23 protein-coding genes and 1 pseudogene are annotated in these 26,675 nt (G+C 61.0%); 13 read left to right on the forward strand and 11 right to left on the reverse strand.

All coding sequences use genetic code 11. The features are described from left to right. Window positions 1-34 precede the first annotated feature (34 nt). A pseudogene (locus RC54_RS20740) lies at window positions 35-412 on the forward strand (response regulator transcription factor); the annotation flags it as partial. Here RC54_RS20740 and RC54_RS20745 read toward each other — a convergent pair. From RC54_RS20745 to RC54_RS20775, 7 genes are all read right to left on the reverse strand, one after another. Next, a complete protein-coding gene (locus tag RC54_RS20745) occupies window positions 370-1,434 on the reverse strand; it encodes an S-layer family protein (RefSeq protein WP_156481331.1) in 1,065 nt (354 codons plus the stop codon). The pseudogene RC54_RS20740 and the gene RC54_RS20745 overlap by 43 nt on opposite strands. A gap of 17 nt (window positions 1,435-1,451) precedes the next feature. Next, complete coding sequence (locus RC54_RS20750) at window positions 1,452-2,546, reverse strand: ShlB/FhaC/HecB family hemolysin secretion/activation protein (protein WP_244216391.1); 1,095 nt, start codon at window positions 2,544-2,546, stop codon at window positions 1,452-1,454. A gap of 231 nt (window positions 2,547-2,777) precedes the next feature. Then, window positions 2,778-3,071, reverse strand: coding sequence for an HTH domain-containing protein (locus RC54_RS26010; protein ID WP_082803179.1), 294 nt, complete (start codon window positions 3,069-3,071; stop codon window positions 2,778-2,780). Window positions 3,072-3,190: 119 nt separating this feature from the next. Beyond that, window positions 3,191-4,039, reverse strand: a complete 849-nt coding sequence (locus tag RC54_RS20760) for an IS3 family transposase (protein WP_123020443.1) — start codon at window positions 4,037-4,039, stop codon at window positions 3,191-3,193. Beyond that, window positions 3,988-4,350 (reverse strand): transposase, encoded by a 363-nt coding sequence (locus tag RC54_RS20765; RefSeq protein WP_061790760.1) that lies wholly within the window; start codon window positions 4,348-4,350, stop codon window positions 3,988-3,990. The genes RC54_RS20760 and RC54_RS20765 overlap by 52 nt, the downstream gene beginning before the upstream one ends. A gap of 227 nt (window positions 4,351-4,577) precedes the next feature. Then, on the reverse strand, window positions 4,578-5,099 hold the full coding sequence (gene ssb / locus RC54_RS20770) for a single-stranded DNA-binding protein (RefSeq protein ID WP_061790005.1): 522 nt from the start codon (window positions 5,097-5,099) through the stop codon (window positions 4,578-4,580). A gap of 16 nt (window positions 5,100-5,115) precedes the next feature. Then, a complete protein-coding gene (locus RC54_RS20775) occupies window positions 5,116-6,357 on the reverse strand; it encodes an MFS transporter (RefSeq protein ID WP_082686102.1) in 1,242 nt (413 codons plus the stop codon). 529 nt (window positions 6,358-6,886) lie between these two features. Between RC54_RS20775 and RC54_RS20780 the strand changes: the two genes are divergently transcribed. The 3 genes from RC54_RS20780 (at window position 6,887) to RC54_RS20790 (ending at window position 12,700) form a co-directional block, all read left to right on the forward strand. Beyond that, window positions 6,887-8,647 (forward strand): ArnT family glycosyltransferase, encoded by a 1,761-nt coding sequence (locus RC54_RS20780; protein ID WP_061790004.1) that lies wholly within the window; start codon window positions 6,887-6,889, stop codon window positions 8,645-8,647. A 255-nt stretch (window positions 8,648-8,902) separates the two neighbouring features. Then, window positions 8,903-11,761 carry an excinuclease ABC subunit UvrA gene (uvrA, locus tag RC54_RS20785; RefSeq protein WP_058896741.1) on the forward strand — a complete coding sequence of 953 codons (2,859 nt, stop codon included), beginning with the start codon at window positions 8,903-8,905 and terminating at the stop codon, window positions 11,759-11,761. A gap of 171 nt (window positions 11,762-11,932) precedes the next feature. After that, window positions 11,933-12,700: a phytanoyl-CoA dioxygenase family protein gene (locus tag RC54_RS20790; RefSeq protein WP_061790003.1), complete on the forward strand. Its 768-nt coding sequence runs from the start codon at window positions 11,933-11,935 to the stop codon at window positions 12,698-12,700. Window positions 12,701-12,921: 221 nt separating this feature from the next. Here RC54_RS20790 and RC54_RS20795 read toward each other — a convergent pair whose 3' ends face one another. From RC54_RS20795 to RC54_RS20805, 3 genes are all read right to left on the reverse strand, one after another. Continuing rightward, window positions 12,922-14,535, reverse strand: a complete 1,614-nt coding sequence (locus tag RC54_RS20795) for a methyl-accepting chemotaxis protein (protein WP_061790002.1) — start codon at window positions 14,533-14,535, stop codon at window positions 12,922-12,924. A gap of 165 nt (window positions 14,536-14,700) precedes the next feature. Then, a complete protein-coding gene (locus RC54_RS20800; RefSeq protein ID WP_058896744.1) occupies window positions 14,701-16,326 on the reverse strand; it encodes a methyl-accepting chemotaxis protein in 1,626 nt (541 codons plus the stop codon). A gap of 225 nt (window positions 16,327-16,551) precedes the next feature. Beyond that, a complete protein-coding gene (locus RC54_RS20805) occupies window positions 16,552-18,543 on the reverse strand; it encodes a monovalent cation:proton antiporter family protein (protein ID WP_061790001.1) in 1,992 nt (663 codons plus the stop codon). 324 nt (window positions 18,544-18,867) lie between these two features. Between RC54_RS20805 and RC54_RS20810 the strand changes: the two genes are divergently transcribed. From RC54_RS20810 to RC54_RS20850, 9 genes are all read left to right on the forward strand, one after another. Continuing rightward, the gene (locus RC54_RS20810; protein WP_061790000.1) at window positions 18,868-19,896 is read left to right on the forward strand and encodes a KpsF/GutQ family sugar-phosphate isomerase; all 1,029 of its coding nucleotides are present in this window, start codon (window positions 18,868-18,870) and stop codon (window positions 19,894-19,896) included. Continuing rightward, entirely contained in the window at window positions 19,896-20,450 is a 555-nt protein-coding gene (locus RC54_RS20815) for a KdsC family phosphatase (protein WP_058896747.1), read from the forward strand. Before RC54_RS20810 ends, RC54_RS20815 begins: the two co-directional genes overlap by 1 nt. Next, window positions 20,447-21,067 carry an LPS export ABC transporter periplasmic protein LptC gene (gene lptC, locus RC54_RS20820; protein ID WP_061789999.1) on the forward strand — a complete coding sequence of 207 codons (621 nt, stop codon included), beginning with the start codon at window positions 20,447-20,449 and terminating at the stop codon, window positions 21,065-21,067. Before RC54_RS20815 ends, lptC begins: the two co-directional genes overlap by 4 nt. 50 nt (window positions 21,068-21,117) lie before the next feature. Beyond that, the gene (gene lptA, locus RC54_RS20825) at window positions 21,118-21,747 is read left to right on the forward strand and encodes a lipopolysaccharide transport periplasmic protein LptA (protein ID WP_061789998.1); all 630 of its coding nucleotides are present in this window, start codon (window positions 21,118-21,120) and stop codon (window positions 21,745-21,747) included. Between the two features lie 2 nt (window positions 21,748-21,749). Further along, window positions 21,750-22,493, forward strand: a complete 744-nt coding sequence (lptB, locus tag RC54_RS20830) for an LPS export ABC transporter ATP-binding protein (RefSeq protein ID WP_174526117.1) — start codon at window positions 21,750-21,752, stop codon at window positions 22,491-22,493. Window positions 22,494-22,554: 61 nt separating this feature from the next. Next, window positions 22,555-24,045 carry an RNA polymerase factor sigma-54 gene (locus RC54_RS20835; protein WP_058896751.1) on the forward strand — a complete coding sequence of 497 codons (1,491 nt, stop codon included), beginning with the start codon at window positions 22,555-22,557 and terminating at the stop codon, window positions 24,043-24,045. A 154-nt stretch (window positions 24,046-24,199) separates the two neighbouring features. After that, a complete protein-coding gene (gene hpf, locus RC54_RS20840; RefSeq protein ID WP_017452550.1) occupies window positions 24,200-24,562 on the forward strand; it encodes a ribosome hibernation-promoting factor, HPF/YfiA family in 363 nt (120 codons plus the stop codon). A gap of 245 nt (window positions 24,563-24,807) precedes the next feature. Continuing rightward, window positions 24,808-25,119, forward strand: coding sequence for a Grx4 family monothiol glutaredoxin (gene grxD / locus RC54_RS20845; RefSeq protein ID WP_017452551.1), 312 nt, complete (start codon window positions 24,808-24,810; stop codon window positions 25,117-25,119). A gap of 26 nt (window positions 25,120-25,145) precedes the next feature. Next, the gene (locus RC54_RS20850; RefSeq protein ID WP_058896752.1) at window positions 25,146-25,748 is read left to right on the forward strand and encodes a UbiX family flavin prenyltransferase; all 603 of its coding nucleotides are present in this window, start codon (window positions 25,146-25,148) and stop codon (window positions 25,746-25,748) included. Between the two features lie 78 nt (window positions 25,749-25,826). On the opposite strand, the gene RC54_RS20855 is transcribed toward RC54_RS20850, so the two are convergent. Beyond that, window positions 25,827-26,585, reverse strand: a complete 759-nt coding sequence (locus RC54_RS20855; RefSeq protein ID WP_058896753.1) for an SDR family oxidoreductase — start codon at window positions 26,583-26,585, stop codon at window positions 25,827-25,829. Window positions 26,586-26,675: the final 90 nt, after the last annotated feature.

The raw sequence follows: 26,675 nt of genomic DNA on the forward strand, positions 1-26,675 counted from the left end.
ATACAACGATGGAGTTTCGATGGAGAAGGAAAGAATGTCGGCATCACACCCCTCATCGGGCGAGCCGGCCCCGGCCAGCGGTGCACTGATCCTCATCGCCGAGGATGCACCCGAGATCGCCGAGATCCTGGCAGCCTACCTGGCCCGCAGCGGGATGCGCAGCGTCCATGCGGCCGATGGTGCCAAGGCGCTGGAATTGCATCTCTCACTGAAGCCCGACCTGGTGCTGCTGGACATCCAGATGCCTCAGGTCAATGGCTGGCAGGTGCTGTCGCAGATCCGCCAGCGCGACAATACGCCGGTCATCATGCTCACCGCCCTGGACCAGGACGTGGACAAACTGACGGGCCTGCGCATCGGCGCCGACGATTACGTGGTCAAGCCATTCAATCCGGCCGAAGTGGTGGCGCGGGTGCCAGTCAGTTCCGTGATCTGGTCACCGATGACCTTTTGCTCATAGAAACCATCGCCAAGACGCTTTTGGATATTCTGCGGATCAAGCGCCAGCCTTCCCAGCATGTAATCGCTTGAAATAAACGTCTTGTAGTCGGTGAATTTAGGATCCGTCTCGACCAGGTAATTCTGTCCGGGCTGCGGATGCAAAGTAAATAGCCGGTTATTCGGCAGCCTCAGGCTAGGCAGGGCATTGCTCGCCCCACCAATGGTCTGGATGTTGCGGTTACCAGTCGCCGCGCTGCCGGAAAGACCAGCGGCTGTTGGGACGGTACTGCCGTTAGCGGGTTGAGAAGCTGCAGGATTGGCGCTACTGCCCGGATTGGTGTTCTGCTGCACGCTCCAGACCGGCAGATCGCTGGTGGTCGAGGCCTGCACGTTATCGTAAGCCGCGCCACCATTGTTGTAGGTGTAATAGTTGGTATGCGGATGACCACTCACCCAGTGATAGTAGTTCTGACCTGCGGTCATGTGCCAGACCGTCGTGTCTGTTCCTGTGGCCCCGACGTTGTTGATGGTCCCCGCCGTCCCGCCAAGCGTGCCGCCCGCAACCATGACGCTCTTGTCATTGGTCACATTGCCGGACAGGATCATGTTGCCGCCGGCACTGATCTTTCCAGGGTCACTGCTCAAGACCACCGTCTTCTGGACCACTTCGGTGTAATCGCGCTTGTAGAACTTCTCAAAGCGATTTCCATCGGGACGCACCAGCACGATGCCGCCACCACCGCTATCGCTCCACGTCACCTGATCTGCCCTGTACCAGATATTCGGCTGGGTCCAGTCCGCATACTCCGTCACATGTTGGGTGAGCGTCGGATCTTCTTGTACTGTCGTACTAAAATGATTGTTGCGATTGATGAGCGTGGCCGTCTGCAAGTTTAAGTTGCCACCGGCGTCAATGGTGGCCGACTCATTGGTAATGCTATTTGCCGCACCTGTCGCAAGATTATTCGCGTCGAGTACACCGCCAATGCTCATGTTGCCCAGACTTTGAATCAGCGCGTGGCGACCTTGAATTGCACGCTGTGCTTTTCAACCTGGTCACGATAGAGCAGCCGTTGAACGGTGAATTCCAGATTCTGGCTCTTGCCGCTGGAGACAAAGGTCTGAAACAGGCCGGCTATCTGTTGATGATAGGCATAGGTGCTCGCTGCAGCAGAGAACGTCCAATAGCCATACGGAATCGAGTAATAGATGTTGCTACCGTGGGTGCCGCGTTGCTGTCCCCGCCGGTCCGCGTCGGTGTTCAGACCGATGTTGAACAGATCATTGAGGCCGAAGAGATTGTCCCAGGCCAGGTTGACACTGCTTTGCAACTTGCCCGTTCCCTTCGCGCCGCTGTCATCCAGCGCGGCCGTGAGCTTCCACGGTGTTTTGCGCTTCACGGTGATGACCACGTCGCTCTCGCCGGGGAGCTCCCCAGGAACGATTTCCATCGTGACATCCTGGGTGGGTACCCGCTTCATCTGCTCAAGACCTTGCTCCAGATCTCGCAGATTGAGCAACTGACCTGGGCCAGTGGGAAAAGCACTTTTCCAAGTGGTACCCGCAGCATCGGAAGAAAACTTGATCGCACGGATCATGCCCGGCACCAAGGTCAGTTCGAGTCTGTGAGAGGAGAGGTCCTGCGCAGCGATGCCGAGGCGGGTCGTGCTATACCCCTTCGACAAAATCAAGGCAGTGAGCCGCTTGACTATCAGATTCAACCCATCCTTGCCAACGCACTGACCGGCATATTGATCAAGATATTGCTGCGCGAAGCGAAAAGGATCTTGCGGTAATGCGCTGGCGCCGGCGGCTTGTGCCAATGCTGGCAGTTGCTCCGGCACGTGCAGCACGAGGTTATCGACTTTGAAGCAGGGCGATTCAGTCGGCAAAGCCAGAGAATCAGGCGCGTCAACCTTTTCCTGCAAGTTGACCTTGGGTGCCTCTAACTGCCTTTCGCGCTCAGATGCCTCCGCGCGTGCACGTCTTCGCTGCTCTTCGCTATCACCGCTTTGGATCGTCTGAGCACTGCTGATCGTTGAAATAGACCATAAGAGAACTGCCAAAATATTGGCAAACTTATATTTCTTGCCTTTGATACGCAAAATACACCCCTGAAAACCACGTAATTTCTTGATTTATTTCTTTACGGAATTTTACTGCTGGGCATCTTCCCGCAAAACAAGAACGTGATCATTCATGAGGATTATTTGCTGCACACAATAAACTGTTGCCGAAAGACAACTAAACGTTGTCAATTAGGCGGAAGGCTGACATCTCCTGACTTCATTGCACAATCGCCGCATTTGCGCTGCAATCGTGCGCCGAAAAATTGGCTATGCCCCCTCATATCCCAGTTCTTTCAGATCCAGGAACATCTGTTTCAGGGTTCTTCGTTGCTTGCGAGATTTAATGGATTCAGCGCTCAGCCAAGCGGAGAGCCTGGGAGCAAACTCATCAAGAGAGCTAGGCGAATGCCTTGCTGGGGATGCTGGTTCGATCGCGTCTAAGCGAATATAACGGCGAACCGTGTTGCGGGAGATGTCCAGGCGACTGGCGATTTCCCGGATTGAGATATGGTCTCTGATGTACCAGCGTCGAATAATTCCAAGTAGGGCCACGTTTATCACCCCGTTCTCCCGCTCGCTGTCATGAGCGGGATTGTGGTCTAAACATGGGTCAACTCAGGATGCAAAATTCCTGAGAAATGGAGTGAACCCCTCGGGCTGGACCAAGGTTGGTCGAGAAACTAAGCCGCTTGCCGAGCAAGTTGTGCTTCGAACTGGTTAGGTGATTGATAGCCCAGCGCCGAGTGCATACGCCGTTCGTTGTAAATCTCTTCGATGAAGTATGGCAGTCTCGCTGCCACGTCGTCGAATTTCTCATATCCGGCCAGATAAACCTCTTCGACCTTAAGCGTCTTCATGAAGCTCTCCGCCTGGGCGTTGTGATATGGATTGGCTGGAGCACTCATCGATCCTATCAGACCAAATTCCTCCAAAGAATCCCGGTATAAGGCACTGGCATATTGACACCCACGATCCGTATGGTGAATGCAGGTGCCTGGCGCCGGCTTGCGAATTCTGTAGGCGGCCGTCAGCGCGGCCAGGGCCAAAGGCGTGTCGATCCGCTTAGATAAAGCGTAGCCGATTACCTTGCGGCTGCAAGCATCCAAAACAACGGCCAGGTAGATAAAGCCGGATGCTATTCGGATGTAGGTGATATCGGCAACCCAGACACGATCTGGCTCCGTTGGAATGATGTTCTGATAGTGATTAGGAAAGACGGCGACGTCAGTTTCAGAGCCGGCCACTGGCTTGAACCTGCGCCGATGATGGCCGTATACCTCGTGCTCACGCATGATCCTGGCTACGCGCTTGTGATTGACCACATGCCCGCGTGCCCTCAATTCCAATGTGATTCGACGATAGCCATAGCCAGGGAATACATCGTGGATGTCTTCTATCAGATGGGCCAACTCAGCATCACCGAGTGCGGCAGTAGCCGGCTTGGGCTGATAATAGTAGCTGCTACGCGGCAGATCGATCATTTGGCATCCTCGTCGGATGGAGCAGGCTTGGGGCCGCTGACGATCGATGAGTTCTCGTTGTTGCTGACGAGTCGTAACCGTGGCGTTTTTTTAAGGAGATCTAACTCCATCGTCAGCTGGCCTACCTTCCGTTCCAACGCGGCAATATGTGCCTCGTACTCTGCAACCGTCGACGCAGCAGCATCTTCTGCATCCAGCTCACCGCGATCAAACTGCCCTAGCCACATCTGCATGAGATTGGCCGACAAGTTATGAGTCTTGAGTGCCTCGCGTCGACCAATTTTGCCGCTGCGGATATCGCTGCATATCTGTATCTTGAATTGCGGGCTGTGCCGCCGATATGGACCTCGTGATGCCATGATGTCGCTCCTCCTGAGAAGGCTCGACAAGCGTATCACTTCATCTCCTGGCCTTGGTCCAGCCCGAGGGGTTCACTCCAAAAGTGGGTCAGATTTCAATGCAATTCAACAAAAACCCCTCACTCCTTTACGAAGTGAGGGGTCGGTAAAAACCGGATTAAATCTTATAAAACAGTAGGTTCGATTGAATCGACTGCCTACTTCTTTACAAAATTAATCTTGTACGATCAGAAAGGAATATCGTCGTCCATGTCCGAGAAGTTCGGCGCCGGGCGTTGGGCCGGCTGCTGGCGCGGGGCGCCGCCACCGGCTGCACCACCACCGGCGCTCTGGCGCGGCGCACCGCCGCCGTAGCCGCCGCCACCGCCACCACCGTAGCTACCTTCGTCCATGCCGCCACCACCGCCGGCGCCTTGACGGCCACCCAGCATCTGCATGGTGTCGGCGATGATTTCGGTGGTGTAGCGCTCCACGCCTTCCTTGTCCTGCCACTTGCGGGTCTGCAGGCGGCCTTCGACGTAGATCTGCGAGCCCTTCTTCAGGTACTGGCCGGCGATTTCAGCCAGCTTGCGGTAGAAGGTGATACGGTGCCATTCGGTGAGTTCCTTCTTTTCGCCGGTGTTCTTGTCCTTCCAGCTTTCGGTCGTGGCGACGGCGATGTTGGTGACGGCTTCGCCGTTGGGCATGTAGCGCGTTTCGGGATCGCGCCCCAGGTTGCCGACGATGATGACTTTGTTGACCGATGCCATTGTTTCTCCAATACGTTTAGGCTGTTGCACCCGCCACCGGCGCAGCGCGGCGCGGCAGGTTTTTCATGTTAGCCGCGATTATAAGCCAGGTCGCCGTGAGCACGGCACACAAGAGGAAGACCGCGGAATTGTTCACATGCTGTTTGAGCCAGCCGCCGAGCGCGCCGCCACAGGACAGTCCCAGCGCCTGCAAGGTGTTGTAGACGCCCAATGCTGCACCTTTGGCTGCAGGCGGAGCGATGCGCGAGACCAGCGAAGGTTGCGCCGCCTCCAAGATGTTGAAGGCAACAAAGAACAGGAACAGCAGTCCCACCAACATCCACAGATGCGCCAGCGGATGCGACAGCACCGCCCAGAAGCCCAGTTGTACCAACAGCATCAGGCTGATGGCAGCGACGAAGACCGACTTCATGCGGCCATATTTCTCAGCCACGATGATGGGCGGCAGCATCAGGACAAAGGAGGCCAGCACCACCGGCAGGTAGATCTTCCAGTGTTCCCCCAAGGGCAGGCCGGCCATCTGCACCAGCGCCGCCGGCACCACCATGAACATGGCGACCTGGGTCAGGTGCAGGGTAAATACACCGAAATTAAGACGCAGCAATTCGGCATGGCGCAGCACCTCGCGCAGCGGCACGCGCTTGGCCTGCACCATGGGTGCAGTCGGCACGACCCACAGCACCACCGCGATGGCGATGAGCGAGAGCACGCCGGTCAGGCCAAAGATGCCGCCCATGCCGATGGACTTGTAGAGCAAGGGCGAGGCCACCATCGAGACGGCGAAGGTGACACCGATGGAGGCGCCCACCATGGCCATGGCCTTGGTGCGGTGTTCTTCCCGGGTGGAATCGGCGATGAAGGCGGTGATGGCCGCCGAAATCGCCCCCGAGCCTTGCAGCGCACGGCCAATCAGCAGCCAGAGCACATTGTGGGCGCCGGCCGCCACGAAGGAACCCAGTGCAAACAGCAACAGGCCGATGACGATGATGCGCTTGCGGCCATAACGGTCGGAGGCGATGCCGTAAGGGATCTGGCCGCACGCCTGGGCCAGGCCGTAGATGCCCAGGGCGACGCCGACCAGCGTGTCGCTGTCGCCGCCGGGCAGGCTGTGCGCGTGCACCGCGAACACCGGCAGGACCAGGAACAGGCCCAGCATCCGCAGGGAAAAAATGGAGGCCAGGGAAGCACTGGCGCGCACCTCGGCGCGCGACATGCCGGTTTTTTCGGGCAGTGCGGAAGAACTGATGTGGTGAGACATACGTATCGTGGCTGGCGTTGCGTTGGCGGCTGCCCGGCCTGTCATGGAAACCGGGCTGGGGGGCAAAGGCGTTATGGTAACAGGATAGTCCGCCCCATCGTGATGACCGGGGCGGCAGCCTCCGGGATCCCCTGCTTCCATGTGCTGTATCAATCTTGCTTGCTATCCTGGGCGGCCGCAACGTGGCGGGAATGACTCGAATCTTCACAAGTTTCCTTACAAACCTGTCATTTAATGCAGGCGCTGTGCCAAAATACGGTATTGCTCGTTTTTCTGCAGTGCATCATAACAGCCGCCAACTTCCGAATCAGGAAGATTTCCAATAGGCAGCAATCCTCACCAAGAAAAATAAAGCAATCACGCGTAGAGGGGAGAAAACCCATGCGCAGAGGTTGGCGATATGGCTAACGGTACCGCTCCTGGGGTGAGTGGGCCGCTGATGGCTGCGTGCTCCCCCCTGCTGCGCTCGGGTTTTCGGTTTTTGATGATTGCGCGAGCGGCACTGCCGGCTCGCATCCGTAGATCCAGCATGTTCCTATTCGATTCGCTCACTGAAGACAAGGCGGGCACGACGCTTACTGCCGCACCGGCACCGGCCTCGGCCGCGACCAGGCGCGCCCTGCCCGAGCGCGCCGCCTGGCTGCTGCTGGTCCTGGCCGGTGCGGCCTGGCTGCTGCCAGGCATCGTCGGCCATGGGCCATGGAAACAGGATGAAACCTATTCCTTCGGCATGATCCATCACATGCTGGTCTCCGGCCAGTATCTGGTACCCACCAATGCCGGCCAGCCCTTCATGGAAAAGCCGCCGCTGTATTACTGGACGGCGGTGCTGTTTGCCAAGCTGTTGCATCCGCTGCTGCCGTACCACGATGGGGCGCGCCTGGCCAGCGTGTTCTACAACCTGGTGAGCCTGGTCTTCGTGGCCAGGATCGCCAAGCTGATGTGGCACCAGCGCACCCTGATGAGCCTGCCGGTCCTGGCTACGTTGGCCCTGTTCGCCGGCTCGCCCGGTATGGTCAAGCACGCCCATGACATGTTTACCGACGTGGCGCTGGTGACCGGCGGCACCATGGCCACCTATGGCCTGCTGGCGCTGGCCCTGAATGAAGAACGGCGCACGCCGGCCTGGGCGGCCGCCGTCTGGTTCGGCCTGGGCGTGGGCATCACTATGATGGCCAAAGGGCTGTTCGTGCCGCTGACCTTTGCTGCCACCGCCATGGCGGTGAGTGCCATGGTGCCGGCCTGCCGCACGCGCTCCTACTGGAAGATGATAGGAGCGGCAGTGCTGGTGTCGCTGCCCTTCTTCGTGATCTGGCCGACCTTGCTGGCCCAGCACTCGATGCCGCTGTTCATGGAATGGTTCTGGGACAACAACGTCGGCCGCTTCTTCGGCTTCTCGGTCAACAAGCTGGGCTCGGACAATGACCACACCGTGGTGCTGCGCGCGCTGGCCGGTTTCGCCCTGCCCGGCTCGCTGCTGGCCTTGCTGGCGCTAGCCACTGGCGACTGGCGCCAGGTCCGCAGCGCGCGGGTGGCGCTGCCGCTGGCCTTCGCCGCCATCAGCCTGGCCGTGCTGCAAAGCTCGGCCACGGCACGCCAGTTGTATCTGCTGCCGGTCCTGCTACCGCTGGCGATGCTGGGTGCGCGTGCCTTGCCGCGCCTGCCCGATGGCTTCCACCTGGCCTGGGACTGGCTCTCGCGGCTGGGCTTCGGCTTGCTGGCCATCGGCATCTGGGCCACCTACTTCATTTCCACCCTGCCGGCCGAGCAACACCAGGCCATCGCCTTCATGGGCAAGTGGCTGCCGCTGGACTTCGTCACCCCCATCCAGCCGCTGGCCCTGCTGGCCGCCGGCAGCATGAGCATCCTGTGGATAGGCTCGCTGGGTCTGCTGCGCCTGGCCGGCAAGTGGCGCGGCGCGTTTTCCTGGTTTGGCGGCATCACGCTGATGTGGGGCCTGGCCTTCACACTGCTGCTGCCCTGGGCCGATTACGGCAAGAGCTATGAATATGTCTACGCCGATCTCAAGGCGAAGATCGGCCCAGTCTGGCGCGAGGGTGACTGCATGGCCAGCCAGGGCCTGGGTGAGTCCGAAGCGCCGATGCTGTATTACTACATCGGCATCCTCCACCAGCCCATCGATGGCCACCGCAAAACCCAATGCCGCTGGGTGATCCAGGAAATGCCCGGCGCGCACAAACGCCCCCACGGACACTGGATCCTGTTCTGGGAAGGCCGTCGCGACGGCGATGATGGACAATTATTCAAGATCTACCAGCGCGCGGGCTAGATAAAGCAAGCCGGCCATGCGCCGGCTTTTCCATGCCTGCCCTCAACGATTTACTGCGGCATCCGGGCGTCAAACCCGAGGTTTTTTCCATTGCCCCGCTTTCAATTGGCCGAGGTGTTCCCAGCTGGGTATCCTGCCACTGCAGCCCGCCTGCCGGCCATTCGCAGTCCTGTTATAGTTATATGTTGTCCCATCGCTGCTCCGCACACGGCGTCATCGCACGCGGGGGCAGGCAACCCCTAGCTGAAGGCATCCATGGAAGAAATTCGCATTCGCGGCGCGCGCACGCACAATCTCAAGAATATCAACCTAGACCTCCCTCGCAACAAGCTCATCGTCATCACCGGCCTGTCTGGTTCGGGCAAGTCGTCGCTGGCCTTCGACACCCTCTATGCCGAGGGCCAGCGCCGCTACGTGGAGTCGCTGTCGGCCTACGCACGCCAGTTCCTGCAGCTGATGGAAAAGCCCGATGTCGACATGATCGAGGGCCTGTCCCCGGCCATTTCCATCGAGCAGAAGGCGACCTCGCACAACCCACGCTCCACCGTGGGCACGGTCACCGAGATCCACGACTATCTGCGCCTACTGTACGCTCGCGTCGGTACGCCCTATTGCCCCGACCACCCCGAACATCCGCTGGAGGCGCAATCGGTCTCGCAGATGGTCGATGCCGTGCTGGCACTGCCGGAAGACACCAAGCTGATGATCATGGCCCCCGTGGTGGCCAATCGCAAGGGTGAACACGCCGACCTGTTCGAGGAGATGCAGGCCCAGGGCTTCGTGCGTTTCCGCATCCAGAGCGGCACCGGTACGGCCAAGGTGTATGAAGTCGATGAACTGCCCAAGCTGAAGAAGACCGAGAAGCACACCATCGACGTCGTGATCGACCGCGTGAAGGTCAAGGCAGAGATCAAGCAGCGCCTGGCCGAGAGCTTCGAGACCGCGCTGCGCCTGGCCGATGGCCGCGCCATCGCACTCGAAATGGATAGCGGCAAGGAGCACCTGTATTCCAACAAGTTCGCCTGCCCCATCTGCGGCTATTCGCTGCAGGAGCTGGAGCCGCGCCTGTTCTCCTTCAACAACCCGATGGGTGCCTGCCCGGAATGCGATGGCCTGGGCCATATCGAATTCTTCGATCCCAAGCGCATCGTCGCCTTCCCCAACCTGTCGCTGGCCTCGGGCGCCATCAAGGGCTGGGATCGCCGCAACCAGTTCTACTTCCAGATGTTGACCAGCATCGCCGCCTTCTACGACTTCGACCTCGATGTGCCCTTCGAGCAGTTGGATGACAAGGCGCAACAGGTAGTGCTGTATGGTTCGGGCCGCCAGGCCATTCCGTTTGCCTACGTCAACGAGCGTGGTCGCACCGTGGTCAAGGAGCACACCTTCGAAGGCGTGGTCAACAACCTGCAGCGCCGCTATCGCGAAACCGATTCGATGGCGGTCAAGGAAGAACTGGCCAAGTTCATCAACGAGAAGCAATGCCCGTCCTGCCACGGTGCCCGCCTGCGGGTGGAAGCGCGCTATGTGAAGGTCGGTACCGGCAAGCAGCAGCGCGCCATCTATGAGGTCGCCGCCACGCCGCTGCGCGAGACACTGTCCTTCTTCGAGACCCTGAAGCTGACCGGCGCCAAGAAGGAAATCGCCGACCGCATCATCAAGGAAATCGTCTCGCGCCTGACCTTCCTCAACAACGTGGGCCTGGACTATCTCTCGCTGGAACGCAGTGCCGACACGCTCTCCGGCGGCGAAGCCCAGCGCATCCGCCTGGCCTCGCAGATCGGCTCGGGCCTGACCGGGGTGATGTATGTACTGGACGAGCCTTCCATCGGCCTGCACCAGCGCGACAACGACCGCCTCATCGAAACCTTGAAACACCTGCGCGACATCGGCAACACCGTGCTGGTGGTGGAACACGATGAAGACGCCATCCGCACCGCCGACTATGTAGTCGACATGGGCATCGGTGCCGGCGTGCATGGCGGCGACGTGATCGCCCATGGCCCGCTGCCGGACATCCTCAAGAACAAGAAGTCGCTGACTGCCAAGTATTTGAACGGCTCGCTGGAAATTGCGGTCCCCAAGAAGCGCACGCCGTGCGATGAGTCGCGCATGTTGACCATCACCGGCGCCACTGGCAACAACCTGAAGAATGTCGACCTGGAATTGCCGGTGGGCCTGCTGACCTGCGTGACCGGCGTGTCCGGCTCGGGCAAGTCGACCCTGGTCAACGACACACTGTACCTGTCGGCGGCACGCCACCTGTACGGTTCGCAAACCGAACCGGCTGCGCACGAAGCCATCGGTGGACTGGAACACTTCGACAAGGTGATTGCAGTGGACCAGGCCCCCATCGGCCGTACTCCGCGCTCCAACCCGGCCACCTATACCGGACTGTTCACCCCGATCCGCGATCTGTTTGCCACCGTGCCCATGGCCAAGGAACGCGGTTACAGCGCCGGGCGCTTCTCCTTCAACGTCAAGGGTGGTCGCTGCGAAGCCTGTCAGGGGGATGGCGTCATCAAGGTGGAGATGCACTTCCTGCCGGACGTGTACGTGCCCTGCGACGTCTGCCATGGCAAGCGCTACAACCGCGAAACGCTGGAAGTACAGTACAAGGGCAAGAACATCACCGAGATCCTCGACATGACGGTGGAAGACGCGCACGAGTTCTTCAAACCCGTGCCGCTGATCGCCCGCAAGCTGCAGACGCTCTTGGACGTGGGCCTGGGCTACATCAAGCTGGGCCAAAGCGCCACCACGCTCTCGGGCGGCGAAGCGCAGCGCGTGAAGCTGTCGCTGGAACTGTCCAAGCGCGATACCGGCCGCACGCTCTACATCCTGGATGAACCGACCACCGGCCTGCACTTCCACGATATCGACCTGCTGCTCAAGGTGATCCATCGCCTGCGCGACCAGGGCAATACGGTGACCATCATCGAGCACAACCTGGACGTCATCAAGACTGCCGACTGGATCATCGACCTGGGTCCCGAGGGCGGTGCCGGCGGTGGCCGCATTGTGGCGGCCGGCACCCCGGAAGAGGTGGCCAGGAACCCGGCCAGCGTCACCGGCAAATACCTGGCGCCCCTGTTGAAGAAGAAAACGAAGTAAAAAAATAAGTCCGGACTTGCGCCCGCGCAAACGATACAGAAAAGCAGGCCATCTGTATCTTGCGCGGCGCTGGCCAAGGCATACAGTCATGCTCCTGGCCGCCATCCGGCGCACTATCGAGGCGGGTCCGTCCACCATGGACGGCTCGCCGTGCAACCCCGAAAGTCCATCATGTCGAACCCGCTGTCCCCCGCCCAGGTCGCCTTCTTCCGCGAACAGGGTTATCTGCTGTTGCCGGACATGGTCCCGGCCGATCTGCGCGAGCAGATGCTCGCCGTCACCCAGGACCACCTGCAACGCGCCGTCGCCCCGCTGGAATACGAAGCCGAGGTCGGCTACGCCGGTGCCCCCGCCTCGCTGGAAGCCGAAGGCGGCCGTACTGCGCGGCGCCTGCGTGCGGCCTGGCAGCGCGATCCGGTGTATCGCCAATGGGCCGGCGCCCCGCAATTAGTGGCGATGCTGCACCAGCTGCTGGAAGAACCGGTCTGCATCACCCTGGCGCACCACAATTGCGTGATGACCAAGCATCCAGCCTTTGGCACAGCCACCGGCTGGCATCGTGACATCCGTTACTGGTCCTTCCCGCGCAATGAATTGATTTCGGTGTGGCTGGCGCTGGGCGCAGAAACACCCGAAAACGGCGCGCTCAAGTTCATCCCCGGCTCGCACAAGCTCAAGCTGCAGCCCGAACAGATGGATGAACTGGACTTCCTGCGCCCGGATGTGCCGGCCAACCAGGCCCTGTTCGAGCAGGGTATCGCCCTGTCACTGGACCCGGGCGACGTGGTGCTGTTCCATAGTGGGCTGTTCCATGCCGCTGGCCGTAATGACAGTGACCAGGTCAAGTGTTCGGCAGTGTTTGCCTATCACGGCAAAAGCAACCCACCCTTGCCGGGTACCCGTTCGGCAGCGTCGGAGGATGTGGCCCTGGACACCTGATGCGACTGTACTGGCGGCACTGAGGTCACCGTACCGGTACGGTTTAGGGCCTGTTCACACTTAATCTGCGAGTGCGAGAGGTCGCCAAGCGTTGTCTGCCTAGGCGCGGCGACGCGCCGTAGTGGTGCTACGGCAAGGAGCTGCAACAACGGCAGGCGACGCTTGGCGGCCTCTCCCGGAGGGTTGCCCCCAGAAGGCGTGGTGGCAACGCATCTCGCAGATTAAGTGTGAACAGGCCCTAGGTCATCGAGCCGGAACACGCACAAGGCCTGTTCCAGCTTCTGTGCCTGCTGCTGCAGGGCCGTGGCCGCTGCCGTAGCCTGCTGGACCAGCGCCGCATTCTGCTGGGTAGAACTATCCATGAGCACGATGGCACGATCCACTTCCTGGATGCCATTGCTCTGCTCCTGACTGGCAGCGCTGATCTCGGCCACCATGTCGGTCACCTTGCGCACGCTGTGCACCACCTCTTCCATGGTCTGCCCGGCCTGGTTCACCAGGGCCGAACCCTTGCCGACCTTGTCCACCGAATCATCGATCAAGTCCTTGATCTCGCGCGCGGCGGCTGCGGCCCGCTGGGCCAGCGAGCGCACCTCGGCGGCCACCACCGCAAAGCCGCGCCCCTGCTCGCCGGCACGCGCCGCTTCCACGGCGGCATTCAAGGCCAGGATATTGGTCTGGAAGGCGATGCCATCGATCACGCCGATGATGTCGACGATGCGGTTGGAGGACTGATTGATCGAGGTCATCGTATCGACCACCTCACGCACCACGTCTCCGCCGCGCGTGGCCACTTCCGAGGCTGAGGCCGCCAGTTGGTTGGCCTGGCTGGCGTTATCGGCGTTCTGCTTGACGGTAGAGGTGAGCTGGGCCATGGCTGAAGCCGTCTCTTCCAGCGAAGCGGCCTGCTGTTCGGTGCGCGCCGCCAGGTCCTGGTTGCCACTGGCGATGTCGTGCGCAGCCTTGGTGATGGTATCGGTGCTGGCGCGCACGGTGCTGACGATGTGATGCAGGCGCGCCGTCATTTCCTTGAGGGCCTGCATCACCTGGCCGGTTTCATCCTGACTGCGCACCATCACTTCTCGGCTCAGGTCGCCTGCGGCCACCGCTTGCGCCACCTCGACCGCCTGGCCGAGCGGCCGCGAGATGGCCCGGATCAACAGCATCGCCTCCAACACCGCCAGCACGATGCCCGCTACCATCGCCGAGCTGACGATGAACATGAGGCGGGCGTAATCGTCCTGCTCCTTTTCGTAGAGCTCACGCCCAACGCGGATCTGCAGTTCCTTCAATTGATCCAGGGTGGCGCGGGTCTCCTCCCATATCTTGCGCATGGCACCGCCATGAATATCGTCGGCCGTCTGGAAACTGCGCTTGCGCAGGGCGGCGATGGCGGGCTGTACCCCCTCTTGCACGAAGCGCTGCCGCAAGCCGAGGAATTTATCCAGCAGCAGCGCCTCTTCGGCAGTGAGGTAAGTGGCCTGGTAGGACTTGATGACCGGGGCCACCGTGCCCAGCCTCTTTTCGATCTTATCCAGGCGCTGGTCGATTTCATCGGGGTTCCAGCCTTCGCTGGAGTCCAGCGTGATGATGCCGTAGATACCGTTGTTACTCCCCTCCAGCAGCGACTCGATCTCTTCCAGGTAGGCATAGGCCACCAGCCGGTCCTCATAGAGCGAACGCATCTGATGATTGCTCGCGCGTATGGCCACCAGGCCCACCGTCCCCGAACTGACCAGCAGGACCGCCAGGAAACCCATGGCCAGCATCAGGCGCACGCGGATGCTCAACTTGGCGAGGATCTTTGCCAGTCCAGACTGGCCCGCGGAAGGCATTGTGATCGGCTTGTCCAACACGTTCTCCTATCTTGTTTCGTGAACACCAATAGGAGAAGTGTTGCGCAAGTCCTGGCGCATAGGCTGACATTTGCCGACCGGTCCTGACCGCGTGCAACGCCCGGCCACACCGCGCCGGGCCTGCGCTATTGAAACGCTGCGAACTCAGTGCAGCAGCAGTTCTTCCTTGCCCGGCAAGGCCATGGCCGCCTGAGCGCTCACGCCTGCTGCCGGGCCGGGCAGCGCCGGGCCATTCAGGCGAAACACGCTGACCGCTGCCGACAGGCGCGCAGCCTGTTCCTGCATGGCTTGCGCGGCAGCGGCCGCCTGCTCCACCAGCGCCGCGTTCTGCTGGGTGCTTTCATCCATCTGGGTGATGGCGCGGTTGACTTCCTCGATGCCCTGGCTCTGCTCCTGACCCGCCGCACTGATCTCGGTGACCACGGCGCTGACCTGCTGCACACTGTGGACCACTTCATCGATGGTCGCGCCAGCCTGTGCCACCAGGGCACTGCCACTACCGACACGGGTGACCGAATCATCGATGAGCACCTTGATTTCCTTGGCCGCGGCGGCTGAGCGCTGGGCCAGCGAACGCACTTCGGAAGCCACCACCGCAAACCCCCGCCCCTGCTCGCCGGCACGCGCGGCTTCCACGGCGGCATTCAAGGCCAGGATATTGGTCTGGAAGGCGATGCCATCGATCACGCTGATGATGTCCACGATCTTGTTGGAGGACTGGTTGATCGAACTCATGGTGTCGACCACCTGGCGCACCACCTGACCACCGCGCACTGCCACTTCCGAAGCCGAGTGCGCCAGTTGCTTGGCTTGCTGGGCGTTTTCGGCATTGGCGCGCACGGTGGAGGTCAGTTGTTCCATGGCCGAGGCGGTCTCTTCCAGAGCGCCGGCCTGTTGCTCGGTGCGCGAAGACAGGTCGAGGTTGCCGTGCGCGATCTCGCTGGAGGCGGTGGCAATGGTGTCCGTGCTCAGGCGCACCTGGCCCACGATGCCTTGCAGGTTGTCGTTCATCTGCTGCAGGGCCTGCATCAGTTGGCCGGTTTCATCCTGGCTATGCACTTCGATGCGCTGGGTCAGATCGCCGGCAGCCACCCCCTGTGCCACCTTGACGGCGCGCTGCAATGGGCGCGAGATGGCACGGACCAGCAAGCCCCCCATCAACAACGCCACCACCAGGCCGGCCAGCATGGCCACGCCCATGATCACCAGCAGGGTCTGATAGCGCTGCTGGGCTTGTTCATGCATCTCGCGCCCGACGCTGCGCTGCAAGTCCATCAATTGCGCCAGCGTGGCATGGGCCTCGGCATAGAGCTTGAGCATGACGCCGCCATAGAGCTCGATGGCCCCCTGGAAGTCGCGGTTGCGCAAGGCCTCGGTGGCCGGCTTGATGCCCTCGACCACGAACTTCTGGCGCTGCGCAATCATCTTTTCCAGCAGTGCCCGTTCCTCGCTGGAGAGCGGCGTCTGCTGGTATTTCATGACGACGGCGTCATTGGCCTTGAGGGCTTTTTCGATCTTGTCCATATTGGCGTCGATGTCACCGGAGTCGCCGACGATGGAGGTGGAAATACCGTTACGCGCCGCATCCAGCGCGGCCGACATGCGCTCCAGTTGGGACAAGGCCACCAGGCGGTCTTCATAGAGCGAACCCATCTGGGCGTTGGTAGAACGCAGGCTGATCACCCCCAATACTCCCGAGGCCACCAGCAGCAAGGCGAGAAAAGCGATGACGAAAATCAGGCGCGACCTGATGCTTAATTTACTGAACATGTTTCTCCTGGACTTCTCTCTTGTTTTCTCTACAACGAGTTCATTGTGTGAACCCGTAGTCCTCATGCGTGCAGGGTGCCGATGGGGCGCTTTGCTGCCGCACGGAAACACTAGCATTTCCCGTACCAGGAGAATAGGTTTTAGCTCAGGATATGAAGAGATTTGTGCTCGGCCGGGCAATACAGAGCCGAAACACACTGACGATATGAATTTTTTGCCAACTAACTACTTGCTCAACAAGCGCTTTTCGGCGCGCAGAATACTCTCCGAGCTGCCGCGCAGAACCACGATGTCGCCGGCCATGAGCACGGTCTGCTCGGGGGCCTCGACCCGTTGCTTGCCCCGTCGCAGCATGGCGACCTCGGCCCCGCATTGCCCCGCCAGGTCGATCTCGGCCAGGGTGTGCCCGACTGCGCTGGCGCCGCCGATCAGGGTCACCGATTGCAGTCGCACATTCATGCCCACGCCATCGGCTTCGGCGTCGGACATGCCGTGGAAGTAGCCACGCAGCGAGGCATAACGCTCATCGCGCGCATCCTGCACGCGATGCACCACACGCCGCAGCGGCACGCCCAGCATCACCAGTGCGTGCGAGGCCAGCATCAGGCTGCCTTCCAGCGCTTCCGGCACGACCTCGGTGGCGCCAGCGGCGAGCAGTTTTTCCAGGTCGGCATCATCATGGCTGCGCACGATCACCGGCAACTCCGGCTCCAGTTCATGGGCGTGATGCAAGACCTTCAGCGCCGACGGTGTGCTGGCATAGGTCACCACCAGGGCGGCAGCACGATGGATGCCGGCCGCCACCAGGCTCTCGCGCCGGGCGGCGTCGCCGTAGGAGACGCTGGCGCCCCCATTGCGGGCGTCCTGCACCAGTTCCGGGTCCATCTCCAGCGCGTGGTAGGGAATGCCCTCTTCTTCCAGCAGCCGCGCCAGACTCTGACCGCTGCGGCCGAAGCCGGCAATGATCACGTGCTTTTGCACTCCCATGGTGCGGGTGGCCAATTGGGTGAGGGCCAGCGATTGCAGCATCCATTCATTGGCCGAGAATTTCATGACGATGGCGTCGGACTTGGCCAGGATGAAGGGCGTGGCCAGCATCGAGAGCACCATGGCTGCCAGGATCACCTGGATGAGCAGCGGGTCCACCAGCTTGAGGCCACCGGCCTGGCTTAACAGCACGAAACCGAATTCACCAGCCTGCGCCAGACCCAGGCCCACGCGCAGCGCCACGCCGGTGGTGGAACCAAACAAACGCGCCAGGCCGGCGATGAGGGCGAACTTGAGCAACACCGGGCCAGTCAGCAGCAGCAAGGCCAGGAACCAGTGATCGTAGAGCGTGCGCACGTTGAGCAACATGCCGATGGTGATGAAGAACAGCCCCAGGAGCACGTCGCGGAAGGACTTGATGTCTTCTTCCACCTGATGTTTGAACTCGGTCTCGGAGATGAGCATCCCGGCGATGAAGGCGCCCAGGGCCAGCGACAGGCCGGCCTTCTCGGTGATCCAGGCCGCTCCCAACGTGATCAAGAGCAGGTTCAACATGAACAATTCCTGCGAGCGCCGCTTGACCACGATGCGGAACCAGCCGCGCATGAGCTTGCTGCCGAAGAACAGCAGCAGCGCCAGCACCACCAGCGCCTTGCCCACCGCCCAGCCCAGCGTGACCATGATGCTGCCGGAATTGTTGGCCAGTGCCGGCACCACGATCAACAGCGGCACCAGGGCCAGATCCTGGAACAAGAGCACGCCCAGGATGCGGCGGCCGTGTTCGGTTTCCAGCTCCAGCCGTTCGGTGAGCAGCTTGGAGACGATGGCAGTGGAAGACATGGTCAGCGCGCCCCCCAGGGCGAAGGCGGCCTGCCAGCTCACGTTGAGGAACTGTGGCAGGAACATCGCCGCAGCCCAGGCTAGCAGCATGGTGGCGGCAATGGTGGTGGCCACCTGCGCCACGCCCAGGCCAAAGACGATGTGCCGCATGGCCGAGAGCTTGGAGAGCGAAAATTCCAGCCCGATGGAAAACATCAAAAACACCACCCCGAACTCGGCCAGGGCGTGGGTGGTTTCATTGTCCTCGGCAAAGGCCAGGCCGTGCGGGCCGATGATGATACCCACCACCAGGTAGCCCAGCATGGGCGGCAACTGCATCATGCGAAATGCGACCACGCCGAGCACGGCCGCAGCCAGGAGGAAGAGGGTCAGTTCCAGTCCGGAAAACATCGCTTGTTGGGTTTCTTATCAATGCAATTAACAATATAACAACGCGCCAGCCACCCGCACAAAGGCGCAGTACAGCAGCACCGGGCAAGCATTAAACTAGCCAGAAGTATTCATACATGCTGTGATACAACAGAAGAGTTGTTCGATCTGCAGCGATATCCTGCGATCATGGCGATGCCCGACGATATCCAGCAATGAGCCACGTGCTTCCCCCCTTGCAGCCATGCTGCGGCGCGACGCAAGCCTTCATGTCGCATCCAGTCCAGCAGCACTCCCTTACATCTGGCAAGTTTTTTGCTTTGCTAATTCGTTTATACTTCGGTTATGAGTGTAACCGATGACAAAACCACGCCTGCATCTTTTTCGGCCGGGGCTGCCCGTCGCGCCATCGAACTGGCGCGCCAGACCCTGCAGATCGAAGCCGATGCCATCCTGGCCCTGAAGAATCGCCTGCGCGACGACCACGCCGAGCCGCTGGCCCTGGCCGTACAAGCTCTGCTGCAATGCCAGGGACGCGCGGTCGTCTCGGGCATTGGCAAGTCCGGCCACATCGGCCGCAAGATCGCCGCCACCCTGGCCTCCACCGGCACTCCCGCGTTGTTCATGCATCCGGCCGAGGCGGCCCATGGCGACCTGGGCATGGTCACGCCCAAGGATGTGTTCATCGCCATCTCCAACTCCGGCGAAACCGCCGAACTATTGGCCATCGTCCCCATCATCAAACGCATGGGGGCAGTGATCATCGCCATGACCGGCAATGACGACTCCAGCCTGGCCGGCATGGCCGCTGTACACCTCAACGTCGGCGTCGCGCAGGAAGCCTGTACCCTCAACCTGGCACCCACGGCCAGCACCACGGCCACGCTGGCCATGGGCGATGCGCTGGCGGTGTCGCTGCTGGATGCGCGCGGCTTCATGGAAGAAGATTTCGCTCGCTCCCACCCTGGTGGTGCGCTGGGCCGCCGCCTGCTGACCCATGTGCGCGATGTCATGCGTAGCGGCGAAGCGATTCCGGCGGTGCGACCGGATGTGTCGCTGTCGGCAGCGCTGATGGAAATCACGCGCAAGGGCATGGCCATGACGGCCGTGGTGGATGAGCAATTCCGCCCCCTCGGTGTGTTTACCGATGGCGATCTGCGCCGCCTGCTGGAACGTGGCCAGGACTTCGCCGGCTTCAGCATCGCCGAGGTCATGCACGCCCATCCGCAGACGGTCAACCAGGACCAGTTGGCCGTGGATGCGGTGGCGCTGATGGAACAATTCCGCATCAACCAGTTACTGGTCACCGATGCTGCCGGCGTGCTCACGGGCGCCCTGCACATCCATGACCTGACCCGCGCCAAGGTGATCTGATGACTACGCCCACCTTCGCCAGCACCCTGCCCGCGCTCGCGCTGGCCAAGGCTGCGACCATCCGCCTGATGATCTTCGATGTCGATGGCGTGTTGACCGATGGCGGCCTGTTCTATGGCGAAGAGGGTGAAGCCTTCAAGCGCTTCAATGCCCTCGACGGCCACGGCATCAAGCTGATGCAGCAATACGGTACGGCTGCGGCCATCATCACTGCGCGCCAGTCGCCCTACGTGCTGCGCCGCGCGCGCGACCTGGGCATTGCCCACGTGTTCCAGGGCGTGCACGACAAGCGCCAGGCCTTCGAGCAATTGCTGCAGCAACTGCAACTGGCACCCGCTGCTTGCGGCTATCTGGGTGACGACATCATCGACCTGCCGGTGCTCACGCGCGTGGGCTTCAAGGCGTGCGTAGCCAATGGTCACCGCGAGGTGAAGTCGCGCTGCGACTATGTGACTCAGGCCAGCGGCGGCCATGGCGCCGTGCGCGAAATCTGCGACCTGGTGCTGGCCGCCCAGGGTAACTACGAGGCGGCGCTGGCGCCGTACCTGGCATGAACGGCCGCAGCGGCGAACGCGCTGCCGAACGCATCCGCCTGGCAGTGATCCTGGTGATCCTGATTGGCGCAGCGCTGGGCAGCTTCTGGGTGCTGCAAGCCCTGCGCGCCACCGGCGACCAGCAGCCGGCCCAGCGCCCACGCGGCAAGCCGGATTACTACCTGGAAAACTTCAGCTACGTGAAGATGGGACCGACGGGCCTGCCGCGCTATGATGTCTCCGGCGTCAAGATGGTCCACTTCCCCAGCGATGACTCCTTCGAAATCACCAAGCCGGTGGTGCATAACCTGGACCAGGACCAGGCGCCCATGCAGTTGTATTCGGACACTGCACGCGTGACCGATGACCAGACCCAGATCCATATGTACGGCAACGCCAATGCGATCCGCGCCCCTTACAAGGGCCACGAACAAATGCACCTGGTCTCGCAATACCTGCTGTTGCTGCCGGACGATGAAATCGTCAAGACCGACAAGCCGGTGACCATGACCATGGGTACGACCCGCTTGAGCGGCGTGGGCATGGTGGCCAATAACGCCACCCAGGTGGTGCAGTTGTTCGGCAATGTGCGAGGCTATTACGAGCCCACGCCCAAGACCAGGACGCCCAAACGCTAAGCCGGCAGACACTCTACAAGAACGCCAAGAACCGACCAGACAGGAAATCAATGAAACGCTCATTCTTACTGCCGATGCTGATGCTGGCTGCCGTGTGCGGCGTGGCCCATGCCGAGAAGGCGGACTCCACCAAGCCCACCAACATTGAGGCAGACCAGATGGTCTATGACGACGTGCGTCAGGTGAAGACCTTCACCGGCAACGTGGTGATGACCCGCGGCACCCTGATCATCAAGGCCGGGCGCGTGGTCCTTACAACCGATCAGTACGGTTATGAAAACGCGGTGCTGTATGCCGCTCCGGGTGCGCTGGCAACCTTCCGCCAGAAGCGCGATGGTGGTCCTAACCTGTGGATCGAGGGCCAGGCCGAACGCATCGAGTATTCGGAACAGACCGAAGTGTCCAAGCTGTTCCAGCGCGCCCATATCCAGCGCATGGATGGCGACCGCATCACCGATGAGGTCAATGGCGAGTTCATCTCCTACGACAGCCGGGCCGAGTTCTATTCGGTCAACAACACCGCCAGTGGCGAAAGCAAGCCGGGCGCGGGCCGCATCACGGCCGTGATCCAGCCCAAGAATCCGCCCCCGGCTCCGGCTCCCGCTGCCGCCCCGGCCCAACCATCCGGTGCGACGCCCCCGCAGCCGGCCTCGCGCCGCCAGAACGGAAAGGGCCAATGACGATGGCAACCAGCTCGCTGGTCGTTCGCGGCCTGAAGAAAAGCTATGGCGCGCGCCAGGTGGTGCGCGATGTCTCCATGGAAGTGCGCAGCGGCGAGGTGGTCGGTCTGCTCGGCCCCAATGGCGCCGGCAAGACCACCTCGTTCTACATGATCGTGGGTCTGGTACCGTCCGATGGTGGCCAGATCGACCTGGACGGTGCGCCTATCTCGCGCCTGCCGATCCACAAGCGCGCCACGCTGGGACTGTCCTACCTGCCGCAGGAGGCTTCGGTGTTCCGCAAGCTGAGCGTGGAAGACAATATCCGTGCCGTGCTGGAACTGCGCAAGGAGGAAGGCAAAGCGCTCTCGCGCGACGAAATCGAAGGCCGTCTCAACAACCTGCTGCACGAACTGCAAATCGAAAAACTGCGCGAGAGCCAGGCACTGTCCCTGTCCGGGGGCGAACGCCGCCGTGTGGAAATCGCCCGCGCACTGGCCACCGATCCGCGCTTCGTGCTGCTGGACGAACCCTTTGCCGGTATCGACCCGATTGCCGTGATCGAGATCCAGCGCATCGTGCGTTTCCTCAAGGAACGCGGCATCGGCGTGCTCATCACCGACCACAACGTGCGCGAAACGCTGGGCATCTGTGATCGCGCCTACATCATCAACCAGGGCACGGTGCTGGCCAGCGGCAATCCGGAAGAGATCATCGCCAACGAGTCGGTGCGCCGGGTCTACCTGGGCGAACACTTCCGCATGTAAACAGCACGGACAAGCACAACGGTATTGCAACCAGCGGGCTACGCCGCTTCCAGAAAGAAAGATGAAACAGTCGCTCCAGTTACGTACCTCGCAGCACCTCGCATTGACGCCGCAACTGCAGCAGTCGATCAGACTGCTGCAACTGTCGACGCTGGAACTGCACCAGGAACTGGAACAGATCCTCTCCGACAATCCCCTGCTGGAACGCCTCGATGACGCGCTGGACAATTCGGTGCGCCTCTTGGCCGACGGCGCCGTCTCGGCCTCGCCGTCCAGCGGCGTGGCCGACACCGGTGGCGACAACAGTGGCGACACGGCCCCCGCCGCGGCCGATGGCGAATCCAGCTTCGAGTACCAGGACAACAGTCCCGATACCGGCGTGACCGGTGAATCCGACTGGAGCTTCGACGACGTGGCACGCAGCGGCAAGTCGCCCGAGGACGAGGATGCCCGGCCGCAACTGGAAGCGCATGAACTGACCCTGCGCGAACACCTGCTGGAACAGATTCGCGTGACCGCGCGCACCCAGCGCGACCGTGCCCTGCTGGAGCTGCTTACTGATGCGCTTGACGAAAGCGGCTATCTGGAAGAGCCGCTGGAAGAGATCCTGGCGCGCCTGCCGGAAGAACTGGGCATCGACCTGGAAGAACTGTCGATCTCGCTGAAGCTGCTGCAGAGCCTTGACCCGGCCGGTGTCGGTGCGCGTAACGCCGGCGAATGCCTGGCGCTGCAAATCCGGCGCCTGCCCAAGATTGCCTTCGTCACGCGCAAGCTGGCGCTGCGCATCGTGGAAGACTACCTGCCGCTGTTTGCCCAACGCGACTTCAACAAGATCAAGAAGGCCCTCGATTGCGACGACGAAGACCTGCGCGAAGCGCAGGCCGTCATCCGTCAATGTCGTCCGCATCCGGGCGCGGAATTTGCGCGTGATGTCTCGGACTACGTGGTGCCGGACGTGATTGTCAAACAAACAAAGAACGGTTGGCAGGTCATGCTCAACCATGAGGTCATGCCCAAGCTGCGCGTCAACGCCATGTATGCCAGCGCGCTCAAGCAGGCCAAGGGCGAGGGCTCGCTTTCTTCGCAGTTGCAGGAAGCCAAGTGGCTCATCAAGAACATGCGGCAACGTTTCGATACCATTTTGCGGGTCGCGCAGGCTATTGTGGAGCGTCAAAGAAACTTCTTTTCACATGGGGCAGTGGCGATGCGACCCCTTGTGCTGCGTGAAATTGCTGATACACTGGGTCTACACGAGAGCACCATCTCTCGCGTGACAACTCAGAAATACATGCTTACGCCGCACGGCATGTTCGAGTTGAAGTACTTCTTCGGTAGCCACGTCGCAACTGAAACCGGAGGTGAAGCTTCCTCCACCGCGATACGGGCGCTGATCAAACAGTTGATAGGAGCCGAGAACCCGCAGACCCCATTATCCGATAGCAAGATTGCGGATATGCTGGCAGAACAAGGCATGGTGGTCGCGCGACGCACAGTCGCCAAATACCGCGAAGTGTTGAAGATTCCGCCAGTCAATCTCCGCAAGTCCCTCTGAGTTTTTCCTCAGTTTTTCTGCAGTACCGTTGCTGTGTTCAGGCAAGCATCTCCGCTGGTGCCCATGCCATCCGACACGAAGACCGTGCCCGTGGTACAGCTACAGCAAGGATCGATTGCACGAACCTCCAGTGACTTCACGATAGGAGTCTTGTATGAATCTGACCATCAGTGGACACCACCTCGAACTGACCCCCGCCATCCGGGAATACGTGCAAAGCAAGCTCTCGCGTATCAAGCGCCATTTCGACAACGTGATCGACGTCAGCGTGATCCTGAGCGTAGATAAACTCACAGAAAAGGAAAAGCGCCAAAAAGCGGAAATCAACGTCCACATCAAGGGGAAGGATCTACATGCAGAAAGCATTGCACACGACCTCTACGCAGCCATCGATGCGCTGATCGACAAGCTCGATCGCCAGGTCATCAAGCACAAGGACCGGCTGCAGGAACACCACTCCATGGCCAAGCGGCTGCCGGACGAAACGCCGGCTGATGCGGTGGCCGGAGCGGCATAAGCAACGGACCACTTCGATCGGCTGACTCGCATCATGAAGTGACGCTGAGACGGCAGATCGGAATCTCATGAGGAAGGGGCGCGCAAGCGCCCTTTTTCATTGCCGGGCCGGACTTGCATATCATATAAATAATTTCCATTATGCAATAAAAGACCCTGCGCGGACGGCCCGATGAGCCGCCGTTTCCAACGCATACGCTGGCTTTTCCCTATAATGTCGGCAATCCCATTTTTAAAGGCATAGCCATGAGCGACGTCCAATCCTGGATCAAAGAAACCGTGACCCAAAACCCTGTGGTGCTGTTCATGAAGGGCACCGCGCAATTCCCGCAATGCGGCTTTTCCGGCAAGGCCATCCAGTTGCTCAAGGCCAGCGGCGCCGAGAACATCGTCACCGTCAACGTGCTGGAAAGCCCGGACGTGCGCCAGGGCATCAAGGAATACTCCAACTGGCCGACCATTCCCCAGCTCTACGTGAAGGGCGAATTCATCGGCGGCTCCGACATCATGAGCGAGATGTACGCCTCGGGCGAACTGCAGACCCTGATCAAGGGCTGATTGCTCCCTGACCGGGTGTTCATCTCGTGAGTCCTGTTTCCAGCCAGCCCCGCCAACGCCTGATTGTCGCCATCACCGGCGCCACCGGTGCCATCTATGGCGTGCGGCTGCTGGAGCACTTGCGCAAACATGGCCAGGTGCAGACCCATCTGATGATCTCCGAAGCCGGCGTGCTCAACCTGCACCAGGAGCTGGACATGCGGCGCAAGGATGTCGACGCGCTGGCCGACGTGGTACACAACGTGCGGGACGTCGGCGCCTGCATCGCCAGCGGCTCGTTTGCCTCCACCGGCATGGTGGTGGCGCCCTGCTCCATGAAGACCCTGGCCGCCGTGGCGCACGGCCTGTCGGACAACCTCATTACCCGCGCTGCCGACGTGGTCTTGAAGGAACGCCGCCGCCTGGTCCTGATGGTGCGCGAAACCCCCTTCAACCTGGCCCACCTGCGCAACATGACCGCCGTCACCGAAATGGGTGGCGTGATCTTTCCTCCGTTGCCCGGCTTCTATCAACGGCCGGCCTCGATGGAAGAGATGGTCGATCACACGCTGGGGCGCGTGCTGGACATGTTCGGGATTTCCTTGCAGTTGACGCCGGAGTGGCAGGGCATGAAGGCTGGATCGGACTGATCGTCCACGATCTGGTCGCCATAAGAAACGCGCCGCAGGTTTTCCTGACGGCGCGTTTTTCATGGATGAGCTGATGACTCAACCACGCCCGATATACGGCATTTTGGTCGCCATCACCGTCATGAACTGTACATTGGCCTCCAGCGGCAAGCTATCCATGTAGAGAATCGCACGGGCCACGTGTTCGGCATCCATGGTCGGCTCGACCTTGGTCGAGCCATCGGCCTGCAAAGTGCCCTTCTTCATGAGCGTGGTCATGTCGGTGGAGGCATTGCCGATGTCGATCTGGCCGCAGGCGATGTCATAGGCGCGGCCATCGAGCGAAGTGGCCTTGGTCAGGCCCGTGATGGCATGTTTGGTCGCGGTGTAGGAGGCCGAAAATGGCCGCGGTGCATGGGCCGAAATGGAGCCGTTGTTGATGATGCGGCCACCGCGCGGCGATTGTTCCTTCATGATGCGGAAGGCTTCCTGCGTGCACAGGAACACGCCCGTGAGGTTGATGTCCACCGCCGCCTTCCACTGCTCCACGCTCAACTCTTCCAGCGACACCGGCGGCGCAAAAATACCTGCATTGTTGAACAGCAGGTCCAGGCGCCCGAAACGTTCGCGGGTCTTGCCAAACAATTGCTTCACCGAGACCGGATCGGTCACATCGGCCGATACCACCAGCGCGTTGTTGCCATGCTCGCCGGCCAGCTTGACGGTCTCTTCCAGCGCCTCCAGGCGACGCCCGGCCAGGGCCACGCCATAGCCTTCACGCAGCAGGGCCAGGGTGATCTGCCGGCCGATGCCGGAACCTGCGCCGGTCACCAGCGCGATACGTTTGGGTGCTGCCATCGGGTGTGCTCCTCAATGATTCTCATGGTCAGACGTGCATCAGCGGCAAGAAAAAACCGCCTGTGACGCACGGGCGGTTTTCACTATAAC

Origin of the sequence: Herbaspirillum rubrisubalbicans, from assembly GCF_003719195.1 — a bacterium.
Lineage (GTDB): Bacteria > Pseudomonadota > Gammaproteobacteria > Burkholderiales > Burkholderiaceae_D > Herbaspirillum > Herbaspirillum rubrisubalbicans.